Raw genomic sequence first — 17,932 nt, 5'->3', positions numbered from 1 at the left:
AGGAATCATTCATCCTTACACAAACTATTTTACAGTCTCTTTTATCGCGATTTATTGGATGAAGTTAATTCACTTGAAGATAATGGCAATGTGCAAGCTACTATCCTATTTTTGGATGCTTCCGATGATGTCTTGGTTGCTCGTTATAAAGAAACAAGGCGTCTTCCGCCTTTAGCCAATAATGGCAAAGGTCGCTTGCTTGATGGCATTCAAGAAGAACGTCGTATTTTAATGCCAATTAAAAATAGATCAAATTATATTATCGATACGTCAAACTTGTCGACTAAGGAATTAAAGCAAAAATTAATCAATACATTTAGTGATCGCAAGCGGCAACCATTTTCAATTGAAGTGATGTCATTTGGCTTTAAGTATGGGATGCCAATTGATGCAGATATTGTAATGGATGTGCGTTTTTTGCCTAACCCATTTTATATTTCAGAATTAAGACCATTTACGGGACTGGACAAGCGTGTATTTGACTATGTGATGAACAAAGAAGAAACACAGGTCTTTTATAAAAAATTGCTTGATTTGCTTGAAACAGCTATCCCTGGATATATCAAAGAGGGGAAGGAAAAGTTGACCATTGCAATTGGTTGTACTGGGGGTCAACACCGGAGTGTTTCAATTGCCCAACAGTTGGCACGAGATTTAGCTAAAAAATATCCAGTCGATATTACTCACCGTGAAGTGAGTCGTTATATTAGAAAGTAGGTGCGCACCTGTGCCATATGGAGAAACAAGGATTGTTCGCGTGATTAAAGGCAGACGTCCCCGTGTAGTCGTAATTGGTGGCGGTACGGGTTTACCAGTTATTTTGAATGCCTTGAAAGATCAAAACGCGGAAATTACTGCAATCGTAACGGTTTCAGATGACGGCGGTTCATCTGGTTCAATCCGTAACTTTATTAACGTAGTTCCACCTGGTGATATCCGTAATGTTTTGGTATCACTTAGTGACTTACCTCAGGAAGAAAAGAATATTTTTCAGTATCGATTTGATTCATCCGATTCCTTTTTTTCAGGACATGCAATCGGTAATTTAATTATTGCGGCATTGAATGAAATGCATGGCAATATCTTTGATGCAGTTCAATCTTTGTCAAAAATGATGAAAATTGATGGTCATGTTTTTCCAGCTTCCAATGAACCATTGACTTTAAACGCAGAATTCGTGGATGGAACTACGGAGTCTGGTGAAACTGAAATCACATCTAAAGATAAGCGGATTAAGCGTGTCTGGGTGACCGATACTGATTCGGATGAAGAGCCTAGAGCTGTTTTACCAGTACTGGCTTCGATTATGCAAGCTGATGCAGTCGTACTTGGGCCAGGTAGTTTATTTACTTCAATTTTACCTAACTTAATGATCTCTAATTTAGGTGAAGCAGTGCGTGAGACTGACGCCGAGGTTATTTATATTTGCAATATCATGACTCAGCGTGGTGAGACAGATCACTTTAGTGATGCGGAACACGTACAGGTAATTAACGATCACTTAGGTGGAAATTATATCAATACCGCTCTGGTTAATGGTGCCAAAATTGATATGAGCAAATTTCACCCAGAAGATTATGATGCTTATCTTGAGCCTGTTAAGAATGACTTTGAAGGCTTAAGAAAGCAAAACTGCCGTGTCATTACTGATGACTTTATCGATCAACGTCATGGATTGGTATTTCATGATGGTGAAAAGGTAGGAAAAGAAATTATTAATCTGGCATTTGAATCAATGTCACGTAAAAGAATGAAGGAAAATGATGGCTAGTTATGCTAGTGAAGTCAAAAAGGAGCTAACTTCGCTTGAGGTGCATCCAGAGCATGCCAAAGCGGAGTTAGCTGCTTTTTTGCGAATGAATGGTGTATTAAACTTGCACGATCATCAATTTAGCCTGGATATCACTACAGAAAATCCTGCGATTGCTCGACGAATTTTTAAGCTGATTAAGATTGCTTATGGTATTGAGCCATTGCTGATTGTCTCGCGCAAGATGAAATTGAAAAAAAATAATCAATATTTGGTACGATTGAATCAGAAGGTACAAGAAATCCTAGAAAACTTACAAATCTGGGATCCTGAAAGAGGTTTGGTAACGCGAATTCCGCAGAGAATTATGACTTCACGTGAAGGAGCAATGTCCTATTTACGCGGTGCATTTCTAGCCGGAGGTAGTGTCAATAATCCAGAAACGAGTCGTTATCACTTGGAGATTTATTCAACTTATGAGGACCATAATGAGGATTTATGTAAGTTGATGAATAATTATTTTTATTTAAATGCTAAAGCAACTAAACGTAGAAGAGGCTATATTGTTTATTTAAAAGAAGCCGCAAAAATTGGCGACTTTTTGCATATAGTGGGTGCACTTAATGCAATGCTTAACTTTGAAGATTTGCGTATTATGCGAGATATGCGAAATTCGGTTAATCGCTTGGTTAATTGTGATACCGCGAATATGAAAAAAACAGCCTCAGCTTCAGCTAAGCAGGTAGAAGACATCCAGCTGATTGAACAAGAAAACGGCTTAGATGATCTACCAGAGAAATTGCAAGTTTTAGCGCGTTTTAGATTGGCGCATCCAGAATTAACTTTAAAGGAAGTAGCTAATCAAATTCCGGATGGTCCGATTTCGAAGTCAGGAGTTAATCACCGATTTAAGAAACTACATGAGTTAGCTGAGAGTTTAAGAGAATAAGAAAAAGGAGCCTGCACAATGAGTGCAAGCTCCTTTTAGAGTGTGAATAATTTTTAATAATTAATTACTTCTTCTTATTAACCATGATTTCGTCAATCAAACCATATTCCTTGGCTTCTTCAGCAGTTAAGTAGTTGTCACGTTCAGTATCCTTTTGGATCTTTTCCAAAGGTTGACCGGTAGTTTCGTGCAAAATTTCGTTGATCTTCTTACGGCTCTTCAAAATTTCGTTAGCTGCAATTTGGATATCAGTTTGTTGACCTTGAGCACCACCTAATGGTTGGTGAATTAAAACAGTTGAGTTAGGAAGTGCAAAACGCTTACCCTTAGTACCACTAGTCAAGAGGATAGAAGCCATTGAAGCTGCCATACCAATTGCAATAGTTGATACGTCTGACTTAATAAAGTTCATGGTATCCATGATAGCTAAGCCGGAGGTGATTACACCACCTGGTGAGTTGATATAAAGTGAAATATCCTTGGTATTGTCTTGAGCATCAAGGAAGAGTAATTGAGCGATGATTGAGTTAGCCATTTGGTCATTAATTTCACCGCTAAGCATGATAATTCTGTCTTTTAATAAGCGTGAGTAAATGTCATAAGCACGTTCACCACGAGCAGTTTGTTCAATAACTGTAGGTACTAGCATAAATTTGCCTCCTAATTGATTTCGTATTAATTAGCACTCTTTCAAGTACAGTGCTAATTAAATCACTTCGTAATGAAAGTGTCAAATAAATAAGCTCAATGGTAACAATGGTAATAAAAATGTATTTTAGCTAACAGTGTTTATATATTATAATATAAAAGTAAAATGCAAAATATAAGATACGGAGGATAGGTTTGAAGTATTCAAATAAAATTTTAACTGCTACTTCAGCTGTAGCACTGGGTGTTGGTTTGTTAATTGGTTCTACAAATGCAGTATTTGCAGATAATTCTAAAACTACTGATAGTAATACAGATACTGCTAAGACTGATTCCAGTGCGAAGAAGGGACCAGCTCAAACAAGTACTTCTTATGACTTAATGGTTAAAGTAGGTAGCAATAAGAATTATCCTGTTTATAAAAAGATTAGTAATGGTAAACCTAGCGGTAAGATTGCTGATGCTAGCGATTATCAATATGCTCATATTCAATCTGACCAGAGAATTAAGACAAAGGATGCAACTTATTGGCGTATTTATGTAAATGGTCGTAAAGTTGGTTATGTTAACCAAAACTACTTTACAAGAGATGCTATCGCTGTACCAAAGACTATCAGTTTAGTACAAAATAGTCACTACGATTTTGATCCAACTGATGCAGTAAGTTATGTAACCAATTATATGGGTACTGTAATTGATACAGCAGATATTAAGATTTCAGAAGATGCAATCGATTGCTCAACTCCAGGTACCTATAATGTTAAATATAGCTATGGTAAAGCAAAGGCAACTGTTAAGGTAACTGTCAGAAAGAGTACTAAGGAAGGAATTGCTCATGCTGATAGAGTCCAAGCTAAGCCATTTAACGGCGATTTGAAATCCTGGAAGACTTACTACGGAAGTTCTGCTAACTATGTAACTAAGACTGATTTTACTCCTGATAAGAATAAGCATGCTTATGATAGTGAAAGCGGAAAATTAGATTTCACTACTCGCTTCTTCCAACCAGTTTTATTAAGTGTTTACCGTGACATTAAAAATGATGACTATATTAACCGTGTAGGTCATATTCCTGAAGGAATTACCATGTCAAATGGCTGGTTGTACACTAGTTTATTAAGCAGTACTCTGATTAGCAATGGTCATATTGTAGGATATAATCTTAACCATTTAACCAATGCATTTAACGGACAATACTTACTTGATATGAGCCAAAAGAAGTTCAATTCTTACGTTAAGAACATTAAAGTTAGTCCATATATTCCAATTGGTCACGGTCAAGCAATGGGCTCAACTGATAAATACATTTACGTTCTAAATAACAATAATAAGGTTTCATACAAGAGCAATATGTCTGAAGAGTTAATCCAAATTCGGAAGAGCGATATGTGCATTAACAAGATTTGGACTATTAAATGCTGGAACGGTAGTGATTCAGACGGTCGTTACTTCAATAATGGTGTTGTTGTAAATGATCACAAGCTTTACACAACTCTTTATAATAAAGAAAAAGACCAAACTGAATACTGGGAATTCAACCGCAAAGGCGATAACTGGTATCCAACTATGGTAGGTGCAACTAAGGGTGGCATTGTAGCAAACACATACACTCAAGGGTTTACTTATGATGCCAAGAACAATAACTTCTACCTTGCATTCAATGACGTAATTGCTAAGATTGCAACTGATGGTGAAGTTAAGGATACTTACCAATACCACACTGGTCGTGAAATTGAAGGTATCGCAACCTACAACAACAAGTTATACATGAACTTAGCTCAACGTGCTGAATTACTTGAAAGTAAACAAAAGTTGACTAAGTAATCATTATCGATATTAATTTAAATAAAGGAAATTCAATGAAAATATTGGATTTCCTTTATTTTTTTAGTTGTATAATTAGAAAAATGAGTTATTTAGTTAGGCAAAAGAATGAAAATGAGACTGTAAAATAGTTTGTGTAAGGATGAATGATTCCTTAAATTTATTTCTTTAAACATTAGAAAAAGGAGTTCCTTTCTCGTATGATTGGTTTGAACAAAAAAACACATACAGAAAGAAGAACTCCTTCATGAATGATTTTACCAAAGATTTTGCTCAAGCTCTATTCAATCCAGACAAAATAAATGATTTATTGCGCAAAGAGCTACAACAGGCTGTTAATAACTTGCTAGAAGCTGAGTTGACTGCCTTTCTAGGCTATGATCCCTATGCCAGAAATGGCTGGAATACTGGCAATTCTAGAAATGGTGCTTATTTCCGCAAGGTTGATACCCAGTTTGGACCAATTGAAGTGCAAGTGCCTCGAGACCGCAACGGTCAGTTTCATCAGCACACGCTGCCTGACTACAAGCAGCACTCTGATGTTTTGGAAAGCACGATTATCAAGCTATACTCCAAAGGCGTAACTACCAGAGAAATCGCTGACTTGATTGAGAAAATGTATGGCAGTCATTATAGTCCAGCTCAAGTATCAAATATTTCCAAGCAGATGCTCCCCAAGATTGAGGCTTATCACAAGCGCAAGCTAAGCGACAAGTTTTTCTGTGTCTATTTGGATGCGACATACCTTCCTTTGCGCCGAGAAACGTTTGAGCGTGAAGCAGTATATATTGCCATTGGCATTAAACCTAATGGACATAAGGAAGTCATTGACTACTGCATTGCTCCTAGTGAGAACATTGAAGTTTGGACAGAGATGCTTCAAAACATGAAGTCCAGAGGCTTGAAGCAAGTTGAGCTTTTTCTTTCTGATGGTGTTGTTGGCATGAAAACAGCCTTGGCCAGGACTTATCCTAAAGCTCATTTTCAACGCTGCCTGGTTCATGTCATGCGCAATATCTGCGCTAAAGTACGCGTCGACGATCGTGAAAAGATCATGAACGAATTCAAGCAGATACATCAACAGACAAGCAAAAAAGAAGCTGCAGCTGTCTTGCACAAATTCTATGCCAAATGGAATAAAGCTTATAGCCATGTCATCAAAGGTTTGAAGGAAATTGAGCCCGATCTGCTAGTCTTCTACAATTATCCCAAACAAATCAGAGCTTCAATTTATTCAACCAATATGATTGAATCCTTTAACAACGTCATCAAGCGTAAAGCTAAGCCTAAGGCAGAATTTCCAACTGAACAGTCGCTTGATGCATTTATTGGCATCCAGGCAATGAGCTACAATGACCGTTATTTCAATCGAATTCATAAAGGCTTTGGTCAGGTTCAGGACACCTTAGAATCCTACTTTGATTAAATAAATAATTAAAAAATCAATTTACGAGAAAGATCTATTTACACAAAAGATTTGACAGTTTCATGAAAATATTAGAATTAAAACATATCCAATATAGTGCAGATAAAAAACAAATATTGCAAGATGTATCATTTAAGGTTAATAAAGGCGATTTTCTAACCTTAATTGGCCCATCAGGTGCAGGAAAAAGTACGATTTTACGATTGATTGCAAATTTAATTAGTGCTAATTCAGGCGATATTCTATATCAAGAAAAAAACATTAGCTCCTTAAATCCAGTTCAATATCGTAGAGAAGTTTCATATTGTTTTCAGCAGCCGTCTTTATTTGGGCAAACAGTAAGAGATAATTTGATTTTCCCGTATGAAATTAGAAAAGTAGATGTAAATGACAAGCAAATAGCTGATTTACTTAATCAAGTTGATCTCTCTGCTGATTTTTTAGATAAAAAGATTACTGCTTTATCAGGTGGTGAAAAGCAAAGAGTTGCGTTAATTCGAAACATAATATTTTTACCAAAGATATTGCTCTTAGATGAAGTAACTACCGGGCTTGATAATCAAAGTAAAGATATTGTACATAATTTGATTAAAGATGTTTCTGAGAAAGGCGTGACAATTATTCAAGTTACACATGATCAAAGTGAAATTGATGAAGCAAGCAATATTTTAAGAGTAAAAAAAGGCGGAATAATCGAATGAAAAATGTTGTAGTTAGCAACTGGTCGTTAGTATTAGCTTTTGCACTGGTGTTAGTTTCCATTGGAATTTCTGCGAAAGAAAAATTAGGACTAACCAAGGATATTTTAATTAGCGTGATTAGGGCGATAATTCAGTTAGTCGTAATCGGCTACGTTTTGAAGTTTATTTTTCATGTTAATGCCTTGTGGCTAACTTTGGTTTCAACTATTGTGATAATTTTTAATGCATCTTGGAATGCTAATCAGCGTGATCCTAATCCGGGGCGGAATATTTGGAATTCGATAATAGCCGAAGCGGTAGGGACTTACGTGACATTAGGAATTCTGATTTTTTCTGGCGTAATTAAACCAGTCCCTATGCAGGTCATTCCCATTACGGGGATGATTGCTGGAAATGAAATGGTGGCAGTTGGCTTATGCTATAAAGCGTTGAATGATAGCTTTAATGATCTGCATCAACAAGTTTTAGAAAAGTTGGCTTTGGGTAGTGATATTAAAACTGCATCGATGTCAATTTTAAGAAGGAGCATTAAGACTGCGATGCAGCCTACGATAGATTCGGCTAAAACTGTAGGATTAGTAAATTTGCCAGGAATGATGTCCGGCTTAATTTTTTCTGGTGTAAATCCCATTTATGCAATTAAGTATCAGATTATGATTACATTTATGTTGCTTTCTGCCACTGGCCTTGGAGCCGTGATTAGTGGCTATTTGGCTTATAAAAATTACTTTAATGATAGGATGCAATTGAAATAGGCAGTGTGATAAAAATAATTTTCTACATTTAGATTTAGTTAAATTATATTTCATAAGCGTTTGTAAAGGTGATTTAAGTTAACTTAAATCATATGGTAAAATTTGAGTTAAAATGAATTTAATTTTTCCAGCTATTGTAAATATCAATTTTGTCATGTTTAGATAATTTAGCCATAAATAAAAAACCCCGAAATTCATGTCCGAATTTCGGGGTTCATATCATGATCAAAGTTTGAGCTTCATTATTTTATTGGGCTGATTTTTGTTTTAAAAACTGCTGTTTTTTCATCATTTGTTTTTGCAACTGCTTGGCATCGTTAACTGACATTACTTTCCAGTTGGAGGGAATAGAAAAAATATATTCTCTGTGTTTTAACTCCTTGTCATGACCAAAGACGCCAAACATTATTTGATTAAAGGTATTGCTATAGGTGTAGCGAGTAGTCTTAATCGTTACTTTTGGTTGGCTGTTTCGTTTTACTTTTGTCGATACTTTATCTAATTTAATAGATTTTGGCTTCTTTTGAAGCTGACCAGTTTTATAAAGGTAAACTTTTTCAGTTCCATTACCTAAAGGCTGATAAAGCAAAATTGGCAGGCGAGGAGTAGCACTGGAAACTAGAGTGTTAGTGCTTGAGGTTGTTTTAGTTTTCATTCCCCAGTGATTATAATCATGTTCTACAATGCCGACAACACAAAGAATTGTTATGATTAATGATAGCCATGCAATAAAAGTATGCCTTTTTCCAGGGATGATGTTAAAGTAAATAAACATAATTGCAGCTACGATTAGAATTAAAAGTATCATTTAACCATCCACCTTTTCTTGATGTTCACGTGCTCGATTGCCCTTCTTTAAGAAGAATGCAAGAACTAATGCGATTAATGAGAAGAGGATACTCATTGCAAATGAAGCATGAAAACCGTCTAAAGTTGCACTGATTGCTCTAGTCTTGTATTCAAGTGGCAGTGCATGAAGTAAACTTTTACCAGGCATATTATTATTGGTAGTTGTAGTTAAAACAGATACCAAAATTGCAGTACCAATTGAACTTAATACCTGTCTGAAAGTGTTGTTAACAGCAGTACCGTGAGAAATCTTGTTTAATGGTAAAGAATTCATACCAGATGTAGTAACATTCATCATTACCAAAGCTACACCGACCATTCTGATTGCATAAAGAATGATAATCATCGTGTACGAACTTTGCTCAGTTAAAAAGACAAATGGAATGGTTCCAATGGTCAACAAAGTCATACCAGTAATTGCCATTTTACGTGCACCATATTTGTCGAATAAACGGCCAGTAATTGGCGACATAATACCAATCATCAATGCACCAGGTAGTAACATTAAATCTGAATGGAAGGCAGAAACGCCACGCAAATTTTGAATATATAATGGTAAAACCATTTCAATGCCGACCATCGCTAAGTTGGTGATACCACTTAAGGCAGCTGCCAGTGAAAATTCAAAGTGTTTAAAAACGGTAATGTCCAAAAATGGGTCATCCATTTTCAATTGGCGGATACCGAATAGGATTACAAATATAATTCCAAATCCAATAAATCCTAAAATCTCGGGATTGGTCCAGCCTTTGTTACCAGCTTCTGAAAAACCATACAACAGACTTCCGAAGCCTAGAGTAGAGGTTGTTACTGACCAAACATCAATTTTTTCTTTCTTAGTTGGTAAAACATCTTTAATTAAAAAGAAAGCTAAGATAATTACTATTCCCGCAATTGGGGCAATGATGCTGAAGAGGTAACGCCAAGAAAGGTTATCAACAATCCAACCAGATAATGTTGGTCCAATTGCCGGTGCTAAGCCAATAACAATCCCAACAGTTCCCATTGCTGCACCACGCTTATTAGCTGGGAAGATAGAAAGCATAATTGTTTGTAAAAGTGGCATAGTAACGCCAACGCCTAATCCTTGAATGATTCTCCCAGCAAGCAGGGTGCCAAAGTTGGGTGCAATTGCGGCGATCACTGTTCCAATAAAGAAGATTGACATGGCTGACAAATACATTTTTCTTGAACCGAAGCGATTGATTAGCCATGCAGAAATTGGGATCATAACACCATTAACTAACAGAAAGGCTGTTGAAAGCCATTCAGCAGTTGCGGTGCTGATGTTAAATGAACGCATAATTGAAGGAAGCGCTGTTGAAAGCAGTGTTCCGTTTAATACAGTACAGAAAGAACCTATAATTAAAACTAAAACTAGTAGGTTTCGATTATAAGCTTTTCCATGAATATCCGTTGGTTGCTTATTCATGTAATATTCCTTTCTCTTATAAAAGTTAACTATAAAAACTATAGGCTTAAAATTTGCCATTGTCAAATAATCTTACAAATAAGTTAGATAAATTAACATTTGTGTTGCAAAAGATAACAACAATATATAAAATATAACTATACTGTAAGGTGGTATCAGGATGAAATCTAAAAAAATTATGCATGACATTTTTAAAAATTTAGAAATTGGAATCGGTGAAGTTAGTAAATTGACTGGTGTTTCTCAAAGGCAATTGCGCTATTGGGAAACTAAGGGCTACATTAAGCCGATTTCAGATGATCAAAGTGGTGTGCGCCGCTATAATTTAGCGACCTTGTATCTAATTGTTTTTATCAAGGAACAATTAGATGAGGGCTTTACGTTGTCTGCAGCCTTTGAGCATTCAAAGGATATACGGTTGAAGAGTAGAATTGTTCATCAATTTTTCAGAGAAACTTTTGATGATGTTAAGGTTACTGATTCTACAAAGGGCTATGGGGAAATTGACTTAGGTGAATTTCAGGCTGAAGATGGCAGCATGCACCATTTCAAAGGTGTTGTAGATGAAAAAGGACAATACGTTAAGATGGATGAATAATGCAATTTTGATTTAGCTATTTTGCACTTTGTGTGTAAAAATGAACCACTTATTTGAGGTTTAAGTACAAAAGGGCTTCTTTTCTGTATTCTGATTATGAATTCAGAAAGGAAGTCTTTTTATGTTAATTGAAACTTTTAATCTAACTAAAAAATATGGTAAGAAGTTAGCTTTGAACAAGGTTAATTTGAAGACTAATCGTGGACAGTTGGTAGCTTATTTGGGCACGAATGGTGCAGGTAAATCTACTACTATTAACATCCTGATTGGCCTATTGAAACCAACTAGTGGCACTATCACGTATGCTAAGGATCTAAAAATCGGGGTAGTCTTTCAGAATAGTGTTTTAGATGATGTATTGACTGTCAAAGATAATCTATATTTAAGGGCAAGGATGTACAAAACTTTTTCTAAAGAGTGGTTAGAAAAATTGATTGGGTTGATTGGTATTAGAAGTTTCCTCAATCAAAAATACGGTACTTTGTCTGGTGGGCAAAAAAGAAGAGTGGATATTGCTAGAGCGTTAATTGATCATCCAGATATCTTATTTTTGGATGAACCAACAACAGGGTTAGATTTACAAACAAGAATTGTTATCTGGGATTTATTGCAAAAGCTTCAAAAAGAACAGGGGCTGACTATTTTCTTAACTACGCACTATTTAGAGGAAGCCGAAAATGCTGATCAGATGTATATTTTGGAAAATGGCAATGTCTTAGCAGAAGGCTCTGCAGAAGAAATTAAAGAGATGTATGCACCCAATCGGCTGCTAATTCGCCTAAAACAAGGGCAAACTTTTTCTACTAATTTTAAACAAATTTCTAAGTCAGATGATCAAATTGAAATCGATGGGCTTAATAGTAATCAGGTCATAGACCTTTTACATAAGTTTGAAGATAAGATTGATACATTTGAATATCGAAAAGGGTCAATTGATGATGCATTTATCAAGATTGCTGGAAAGGAGCTTCAATAATGTTCGCCTTAATGAAGAGAAATATCAAAATTTATTTTGCTAATAAACCAGGTGTAGTAATGTCATGTTTTGGTGCACTAATTTCATTTGTAATTTATATTGGATTTTTACAACAAAATCTTGTTGATTCTTGGCAAAATGTTAGTCATGCAAAACAATTATTGGACCTCTGGATGCTTGGCGGTATTGTTTCAATTGCAGGCATTACTACTTCGTTTCAAGCACTTGGTCAAATGGTGAAGGATAGGGAAAGCCGAGCAATTGATGATATGAAGTTAACGAATTTAACTCCAATTAGTGAAAGCATGGCCTACGTAGGTTCAGCATTAATAATAAGCTTCTTGATGCAGGTTATTACTTTTCTAGTGATGGAAATTTACTTTTCAGTGGTTGATAAGGTGAATATTCAATCAACTGTATATTGGTCAGCATTAGGTTTTATGTTATTAGGTGCAATTGGCGCAACTTTATTAAACTTAGTTATCGTTTTATTTATCAATTCTTCAACAACGTTTAGTCGTTTGTCGGCGGTAATTGGAGCAGCAGCTGGATTTATGGTTGCAACTTACATGCCTTATGGAACTTTATCAAAAACTGCGCAAAATATAGTAAAATTGTTTCCAAGTAGTTATGAAGCGGCAAGTTTTAGAAGCTTGCTCTTAAATAAATTAAGTCAGGAAGATGTTCCAGATGAAATGCGTCAAAAATTGATTGAATATTTAGGGATTCATTTTAAATTTGGGTCTCATCAATTAACTAACGGGGATAATGTATTGGTAATAATAGCTATGTCACTCTTATTGACAGTTATAGTAATATGTCTCGCAGTCATGCTTGATAGAAGGAAGAACTAACACGTGAATGTAGAATTTCAGTCAGATTCTAATTTGAAAAAAGATCAAATTAAGATCAAAGTAATTTCTTTAGAGGAAACAGCAGAAGTAAAAAAATTATTGGCTTATATTCAAGATTTTGGTAAAAAGGTAGATTCAATTCTGCCGGTAAAAACTGAAGATCGGATTTTAACTATTAAAATTGAAGAAATTATCAAAGTTGAGGTTGAAAAAACAGAATTAACTTTTTATACTAAAAGTGCTGTCATTAAAACTACAGGTCGCTTATATCAAGTTTTAGAGAAATTAAATAATGACTTTGTACAGGTATCAAAACATGGGATTATTAATTTGAATTATCTTGAAGCACTCGAGGCGGGATTTACGGGCAATATGATTGCAAAACTGGCTTTTAAACAGAAGACTGATGTTTCAAGAAGATATTTACCTGAATTAGAAAAGAAACTGGGATTATAAAATGAAAATTTGGCATAAAATTTTAGATTTTTTTGTAACTGGAATGGGATTTGGTGCAATTACTTGCTTGCTTATTTTAGGAATAGTATCAAATAGTGTAGGTGAAATTAATATCCCATTAATGAGCGTAATTGTTGTTTTCATTTGTAGTGGTTTGATTGGTGAATTGAGTTTTCTATTTGATACTAACCTGTCATATTTAATTGCGTTGTTGTTACATTTAATTGGTACATTTACGTTGTTTTCTATTATGATGCTTTTCAATCATTGGCTTATAGATTGGCAAACTTTATGTATCTTCATTTTTGTATATATCATAATTTGGATTGTGATTAGATTGACGCAAGAAAAAGATATTCAAAAAATTAATCGTCAGATTAAAAAGCGGAATGGTAAAGATGAATAATAATGCAATTTAAAAGGAAAATCTTCCATTAGTGTATGTGCTACAATTAAATCGTAGTTCACATATATTATGGGAGAAAAAGAATGAAGAAACGATTTTTAATTGCAGGTGCTTCTGCTGTGATGTTGACCTTGTCATTAACTGCATTGAATTCCAAGCCAGTTAAGGCAGCCAAAAAAGCCGTCGATTTTATGACATATCTATCTAAAAACAAATCTTTGACTAAAGGGCAAAGAAGCTCTGCTAGATCAGCAGTGAAATTATTGAAAACAGGTCGCTTAGGTAAAAAGCCTAAGGCAAGTTGGTACAATGAATATGTTGACTTGCATTCAAATGATGATGCAACTAGTGCAAAGAATATTAAAGCTGTATTGCCTTATTTGGATAGTGTCAATAGAGCACGTAGAAGTGAAGGGGTTCGGTCATTAAAGGTGTCACCACTTTTGACAGCAGCCTCAATGTTAAATGCTGACTATCAAAAACGTGGTGGCTTAAAGCATACTCATTATTTCAAGTCGATTGGTTTGGAAAACATCGCTACTCAAAGTGTGGGTTTAGATCCGGTTGATACTTGGTTCTCTGAAAAGAAAAGTTGGAATTATGATGTAAAAAAGAATCATTCGTTGAAGCCGGCGAAGTATAGTCCAACTTGGACGGCAACTTATGATGCGGCCGTAAAGGGCACGAATGGCTATAAAATGGCAGGACACTACTTGAATTTGATTAACAGAAATTATAGAGTAATGGGCTTTGCCAATGTAAGCAATACTGGTTATGGAAATGCTGATTCGTATTTAGGAAGCAGTAAAGGTGCAGGAATTAGCGTTGCCAAGTACAAGGCATTGGTAAATGCTTGGGCTAATAAATAAAAATATACACTAAAAAGGAAGCAGTCTTTTGAAATTGCTTCCTTTTTAAAATTCTGTATTTAAATTTTATTTTGCCTTTGCTTCTTGATGTTTCTTAATTCCTGGCAAAATTAAACCTAATGCAATCAAGACGATTGGCGTCAAGATATTAAGGAATAAGGTAAATGGATCTGGTGAGTAAATACCCAAGATACAACATGCAGCAGTAACTACAAAACACCAAATACCGGCAGTATAGGCTAAGCCTTGATGTTTAGTCATTTGATAAGTAGTGTTGAACTTTTGCTGCTGTTTTCTTAAAGCAACATATGCCGCAAATACCCAAAGGTAACGAAGTGGCATAGTAGTTGAATTTAATTTAACTAATTGTGCCATAACAGCTTGAGCATTTGGTACTAAAGCTTGAATAGCAATTAAGCCACCAGAGAGGACAACAACCATCCAGATACCGTTGATGTAAGCACCATGCTTGTTGAGTTTTAATAAGCCCTTTGGAATAAATTCTTTAGCTTCTTTACTACCCAAAAGCATTCTAAGTGGTGCATCGATACTGATTACTAATGTTGAGAATTGACCGATTACGTTACACCATGAATAGATGTACATGAACAAGCCGCCAACATGGTAATATTCGCCCAGCTTGTCAAATGCCATGTAGGCACCATTAGAGATGTATTCGTTAAGGTTGGCATTAACCACCTTAGGGTCAAACATTAATGCCATGGCAAAAGTACCTAAAATAGCAGATACCATAACCATGATTGCTAAAGCCATCATAGCCTTAGGGAAGTTTTTGGAAGGATCCTTAACCTTATTAACATAAGGGGAGATCTTTTCACAACCACCAACGGCAAATACTAGGATTGAAAGAGAAGTAAAGCATTTTACGTTGAAGGTTGGCATCAAATTCTTCCAGTTAAAGTCAATACTGTGGAAACCAGCAGAAGGATTAATAGCTGGTGCGGCAAACATCATAATGATGAATAAGATTGACATGATAAACATTGAAGAACCAGCAATTGTTGCTAGGCCTTTCAATACTGGAATACCACGACTTGCAACCCAACAGAAAAGCAAGAAGACTACTAATGTAGCAAATTGTGTCCAAGCGGTAGGTAAGCCATCATACCATTTTGTATTTCCGAAGATACCCCAGGCCATCGCTCTTAAACCACCAGTACCTTTACTGGAAATATAAACAACGTGGCAAGCCCAGTAGGTCCAACCTGCGTAGTAGGCCCATTTTGCGCCCATAGTGGCATTTACCCAAGAGGAAACCCCACCTTCAGCATTCTTGAAGGTAGCTCCAAGTTCACCAACCATTAAGGCATAAGGGACAAAGTAGAGAAGGAACATGACGATCCAGCTAAAGACAACCTTTGTCCCGTCAAAGTAGACGTACCCATTAACAACGTTACCAAAGCCCCACACGGTAGAGAAGGCCATCATTGCTAGGGTGGTCCACATCATCTTTTTGGAATTATTTTGTGATTCGACCATAAAATTTCTCCCTATTACTATTTATATATTTATGTGAACTTTTTAATTATATAACAGAAGCGTTTTCAAAGTCTTGTTGTTCAGGAAATTTTTTAATAATTAGATGTTTCATTTGATAAATTTGTGCTAAAATGAACGTGATTTTTTCATATGGGAGGATTAATAAGGATGTTAAAAGGGAAAAAGATGTTATTAACTTTTGTGGCCAGTGCTGCATTAGTTGGTGGTGTTTTTGCCATTAGTCAAAGCAAGGTAGATGCCAAAAGCTACAGCAAGGCAGTTACTAAGATTGCTGGCAATGGTAATTACGCTATTTATCATAATGTATCTAAAAAAGGACCATCAGGTGCATTTTCAAATACCAAGTACTTTAAGCATGGTCAAATTCAATCTAAGAAGTATGTTTCTACCAAGAAAGGTAACTTCTGGTACATTATTGTCGATGGACGCAATGTAGGTTGGGTAAGTCAAAACTTTTTTGCTAGAAACCAAATTTCAGTAGCTCAAGATGTTAGCTTAGTTCACAACAGCAACTACAGTTTTCCAACTAGGGATGCAATTAACTATGCAACAGATGGACAAGGTACTGCAATTAATCCAGATAGGGTTAATGTTTCACATAGCTCTGTTAGTTCAAGCCGTGCCGGCACTACTAAGGTAGATTATTCATATGGTAAGGCAAAGGCAAGCGTTAATGTAACTGTTCGTTCAGATACAAATGAAGGAATTACTAGTGCAGGTGCTTCTGTTAAGAGTGGTCCTAAGGCAGTTCATACTTGGAATGGTGGCTCAAAGGGATCATCAAGAAATTGGAATCAGGCACACGGTTATCGTTCAGAAACTAGCTCAAATAGCTATTCAGGTAACGGCATGACTTTGCGCACTCGTTTGTTCCAACCACGTTTTGTCAGCTTAGGCTATGGTCAAGCTGCTGATGCAATGGGACAAGTTGGGGTAATTCCTGAAGGTATTACTGTTAATGATGGTATTTTTACAGCTTCTATGTACACTAGCAGTAGCGACTCAAGAGGACATCTTGTTTCTTACAACTTGAATGCAATTAAGAGTAAATATGCTGCTCAAAACTTAACTACTATGGGATGGAGCACTTTTAGAAGCTACGCAAACAATATTAAAGTTTCACCATACATTAAGCTAGGTCATGGTCAATCACTTGGCTCTTCTTCAAGCTACATTTATGTTTTGGCTAATAACAATAAGACTGCTAATTCAACAGCTTCAGAAGAAATTATGCAAGTAAGAAAGAGTGATATGAAGATTAACAAAATCTGGACTGTTAAGACCTGGAACGGCAGCAGTGCATATCCTCGTTACTTCCATAATGCAACCTTTGTTGGCGACAACACTATGTATGCATTGTTCCACAATGGTGGTCGTCACCAATATGAATACTGGAAGTTAACTAGAAATGGTGACACTTGGACTCCAGAAGAAATCGGTGCTACTCAAAGTAATTTCGTAACTGGTTCACCAGTTCAAGGTTTTGCTTATGACAGCAACCACAATCAATTCTATATTGGTTTTAACGACTACATCTTCCGTGTAGCAGCAAATGGTACTTATAAGGGTAGCCATCATTTCAACACTCGCCGTGAAATTGAAGGTTTATCTGTTTCAGGCTCAACTTTGTACACTGAGTTAGCACAACGTGCTGAGTTGATGACTACAAGCACTAAATAATTGTGATATTGAAAAAGGCATTCCGTGAGGAATGCTTTTTTGGTATAAAAAAAAGAAGAATACCGAGATGGCGGTATTCTTCAACATGTAGTTATATGGGCCCCCTGGGAGTCGAACCCAGATTCTAAGAACCGGAATCTTATGTGCGATCCATTACACTAAGGGCCCAGATGATTCTCAAATGGTAGTATATCAAAAAAAGTAATGAAATAAAAATGATTTTACTCGATTTACGACT

The 17,932-nt window shown here is 35.9% G+C and carries 17 protein-coding genes, 1 tRNA gene and 1 pseudogene; 14 read left to right on the top strand and 5 right to left on the bottom strand.

The window, feature by feature from the left end; all coding sequences use genetic code 11:
• Positions 1–39: 39 nt before the first annotated feature.
• From rapZ to whiA, 3 genes and pseudogenes are all read left to right on the top strand, one after another.
• Positions 40–717, top strand: a pseudogene (gene rapZ / locus J6L97_RS07820) (RNase adapter RapZ); the annotation flags it as partial.
• Positions 718–727: 10 nt separating this feature from the next.
• Entirely contained in the window at positions 728–1,771 is a 1,044-nt protein-coding gene (locus tag J6L97_RS07815; RefSeq protein ID WP_005718658.1) for a gluconeogenesis factor YvcK family protein, read from the top strand.
• Positions 1,764–2,699 carry a DNA-binding protein WhiA gene (gene whiA, locus J6L97_RS07810; protein ID WP_057727047.1) on the top strand — a complete coding sequence of 312 codons (936 nt, stop codon included), beginning with the start codon at positions 1,764–1,766 and terminating at the stop codon, positions 2,697–2,699. Before J6L97_RS07815 ends, whiA begins: the two co-directional genes overlap by 8 nt.
• A gap of 64 nt (positions 2,700–2,763) precedes the next feature.
• Here the strand turns inward: whiA and clpP are convergent, their stop codons facing one another.
• Entirely contained in the window at positions 2,764–3,348 is a 585-nt protein-coding gene (clpP, locus tag J6L97_RS07805; protein WP_005718663.1) for an ATP-dependent Clp endopeptidase proteolytic subunit ClpP, read from the bottom strand.
• Positions 3,349–3,542: 194 nt separating this feature from the next.
• On the opposite strand from clpP, the gene J6L97_RS07800 reads away from it, so the two are divergent.
• The 4 genes from J6L97_RS07800 to J6L97_RS07785 all read left to right on the top strand — a co-directional run bounded on the left by J6L97_RS07800 (position 3,543) and on the right by J6L97_RS07785 (position 8,053).
• Positions 3,543–5,171 carry an SH3-like domain-containing protein gene (locus tag J6L97_RS07800; RefSeq protein ID WP_054833049.1) on the top strand — a complete coding sequence of 543 codons (1,629 nt, stop codon included), beginning with the start codon at positions 3,543–3,545 and terminating at the stop codon, positions 5,169–5,171.
• 247 nt (positions 5,172–5,418) lie between these two features.
• A complete protein-coding gene (locus J6L97_RS07795) occupies positions 5,419–6,597 on the top strand; it encodes an IS256 family transposase (protein ID WP_005728142.1) in 1,179 nt (392 codons plus the stop codon).
• 62 nt (positions 6,598–6,659) lie between these two features.
• Complete coding sequence (locus tag J6L97_RS07790; RefSeq protein WP_005718667.1) at positions 6,660–7,298, top strand: ABC transporter ATP-binding protein; 639 nt, start codon at positions 6,660–6,662, stop codon at positions 7,296–7,298.
• On the top strand, positions 7,295–8,053 hold the full coding sequence (locus J6L97_RS07785) for an ABC transporter permease (protein WP_057726445.1): 759 nt from the start codon (positions 7,295–7,297) through the stop codon (positions 8,051–8,053). The genes J6L97_RS07790 and J6L97_RS07785 overlap by 4 nt, the downstream gene beginning before the upstream one ends.
• Positions 8,054–8,300: 247 nt before the next feature.
• Here the strand turns inward: J6L97_RS07785 and J6L97_RS07780 are convergent, their stop codons facing one another.
• Both J6L97_RS07780 and J6L97_RS07775 read right to left on the bottom strand, forming a co-directional pair.
• Positions 8,301–8,861 carry a DUF4811 domain-containing protein gene (locus J6L97_RS07780; RefSeq protein WP_013086065.1) on the bottom strand — a complete coding sequence of 187 codons (561 nt, stop codon included), beginning with the start codon at positions 8,859–8,861 and terminating at the stop codon, positions 8,301–8,303.
• On the bottom strand, positions 8,862–10,334 hold the full coding sequence (locus tag J6L97_RS07775; protein ID WP_057726447.1) for an MDR family MFS transporter: 1,473 nt from the start codon (positions 10,332–10,334) through the stop codon (positions 8,862–8,864).
• A 160-nt stretch (positions 10,335–10,494) separates the two neighbouring features.
• Here J6L97_RS07775 and J6L97_RS07770 point away from each other — a divergent pair, with 160 nt between their 5' ends.
• The 6 genes from J6L97_RS07770 (at position 10,495) to J6L97_RS07745 (ending at position 14,493) form a co-directional block, all read left to right on the top strand.
• Complete coding sequence (locus J6L97_RS07770) at positions 10,495–10,932, top strand: MerR family transcriptional regulator (protein ID WP_057726449.1); 438 nt, start codon at positions 10,495–10,497, stop codon at positions 10,930–10,932.
• A gap of 121 nt (positions 10,933–11,053) precedes the next feature.
• Positions 11,054–11,908, top strand: coding sequence for an ABC transporter ATP-binding protein (locus tag J6L97_RS07765; RefSeq protein ID WP_057726451.1), 855 nt, complete (start codon positions 11,054–11,056; stop codon positions 11,906–11,908).
• Positions 11,908–12,762 carry an ABC transporter permease gene (locus J6L97_RS07760; RefSeq protein ID WP_054832693.1) on the top strand — a complete coding sequence of 285 codons (855 nt, stop codon included), beginning with the start codon at positions 11,908–11,910 and terminating at the stop codon, positions 12,760–12,762. Before J6L97_RS07765 ends, J6L97_RS07760 begins: the two co-directional genes overlap by 1 nt.
• Before the next feature lie 3 nt (positions 12,763–12,765).
• A complete protein-coding gene (locus J6L97_RS07755) occupies positions 12,766–13,218 on the top strand; it encodes a LytTR family DNA-binding domain-containing protein (protein WP_057726453.1) in 453 nt (150 codons plus the stop codon).
• 1 nt (position 13,219) lies between these two features.
• Positions 13,220–13,624 carry a DUF3021 family protein gene (locus J6L97_RS07750; protein WP_057726454.1) on the top strand — a complete coding sequence of 135 codons (405 nt, stop codon included), beginning with the start codon at positions 13,220–13,222 and terminating at the stop codon, positions 13,622–13,624.
• A gap of 83 nt (positions 13,625–13,707) precedes the next feature.
• The gene (locus tag J6L97_RS07745) at positions 13,708–14,493 is read left to right on the top strand and encodes a CAP domain-containing protein (protein WP_057726456.1); all 786 of its coding nucleotides are present in this window, start codon (positions 13,708–13,710) and stop codon (positions 14,491–14,493) included.
• Positions 14,494–14,559: 66 nt separating this feature from the next.
• Here J6L97_RS07745 and J6L97_RS07740 read toward each other — a convergent pair whose 3' ends face one another.
• Positions 14,560–15,993: an APC family permease gene (locus J6L97_RS07740; protein WP_054832692.1), complete on the bottom strand. Its 1,434-nt coding sequence runs from the start codon at positions 15,991–15,993 to the stop codon at positions 14,560–14,562.
• Positions 15,994–16,161: 168 nt separating this feature from the next.
• Here J6L97_RS07740 and J6L97_RS07735 point away from each other — a divergent pair, with 168 nt between their 5' ends.
• Positions 16,162–17,694, top strand: a complete 1,533-nt coding sequence (locus J6L97_RS07735; RefSeq protein WP_057726459.1) for an LBA0864 family S-layer associated protein — start codon at positions 16,162–16,164, stop codon at positions 17,692–17,694.
• Between the two features lie 96 nt (positions 17,695–17,790).
• Here J6L97_RS07735 and J6L97_RS07730 read toward each other — a convergent pair.
• A tRNA-Arg gene (locus J6L97_RS07730) sits at positions 17,791–17,862 on the bottom strand.
• Positions 17,863–17,932 lie beyond the last annotated feature (70 nt).

Source organism: Lactobacillus crispatus (assembly GCF_018987235.1).
Taxonomy (GTDB): domain Bacteria; phylum Bacillota; class Bacilli; order Lactobacillales; family Lactobacillaceae; genus Lactobacillus; species Lactobacillus crispatus.
The sequence above is the reverse complement of the archived record's forward strand: the minus strand, read 5'-3'. Positions and strand labels throughout refer to the sequence as shown.

Bases quoted from the DNA above. Each gene is read 5' to 3' on its own strand.
- whiA (WP_057727047.1), top strand. From the start codon at position 1,764: ATGGCTAGTTATGCTAGTGAAGTCAAAAAGGAGCTAACTTCGCTTGAG.
- clpP (WP_005718663.1), bottom strand. From the start codon at position 3,348: ATGCTAGTACCTACAGTTATTGAACAAACTGCTCGTGGTGAACGTGCT.
- J6L97_RS07795 (WP_005728142.1), top strand. From the start codon at position 5,419: ATGAATGATTTTACCAAAGATTTTGCTCAAGCTCTATTCAATCCAGAC.
- J6L97_RS07790 (WP_005718667.1), top strand. From the start codon at position 6,660: ATGAAAATATTAGAATTAAAACATATCCAATATAGTGCAGATAAAAAA.
- J6L97_RS07785 (WP_057726445.1), top strand. From the start codon at position 7,295: ATGAAAAATGTTGTAGTTAGCAACTGGTCGTTAGTATTAGCTTTTGCA.
- J6L97_RS07780 (WP_013086065.1), bottom strand. From the start codon at position 8,861: ATGATACTTTTAATTCTAATCGTAGCTGCAATTATGTTTATTTACTTT.
- J6L97_RS07775 (WP_057726447.1), bottom strand. From the start codon at position 10,334: ATGAATAAGCAACCAACGGATATTCATGGAAAAGCTTATAATCGAAAC.
- J6L97_RS07770 (WP_057726449.1), top strand. From the start codon at position 10,495: ATGAAATCTAAAAAAATTATGCATGACATTTTTAAAAATTTAGAAATT.
- J6L97_RS07765 (WP_057726451.1), top strand. From the start codon at position 11,054: ATGTTAATTGAAACTTTTAATCTAACTAAAAAATATGGTAAGAAGTTA.
- J6L97_RS07760 (WP_054832693.1), top strand. From the start codon at position 11,908: ATGTTCGCCTTAATGAAGAGAAATATCAAAATTTATTTTGCTAATAAA.
- J6L97_RS07750 (WP_057726454.1), top strand. From the start codon at position 13,220: ATGAAAATTTGGCATAAAATTTTAGATTTTTTTGTAACTGGAATGGGA.
- J6L97_RS07745 (WP_057726456.1), top strand. From the start codon at position 13,708: ATGAAGAAACGATTTTTAATTGCAGGTGCTTCTGCTGTGATGTTGACC.
- J6L97_RS07740 (WP_054832692.1), bottom strand. From the start codon at position 15,993: ATGGTCGAATCACAAAATAATTCCAAAAAGATGATGTGGACCACCCTA.
- J6L97_RS07735 (WP_057726459.1), top strand. From the start codon at position 16,162: ATGTTAAAAGGGAAAAAGATGTTATTAACTTTTGTGGCCAGTGCTGCA.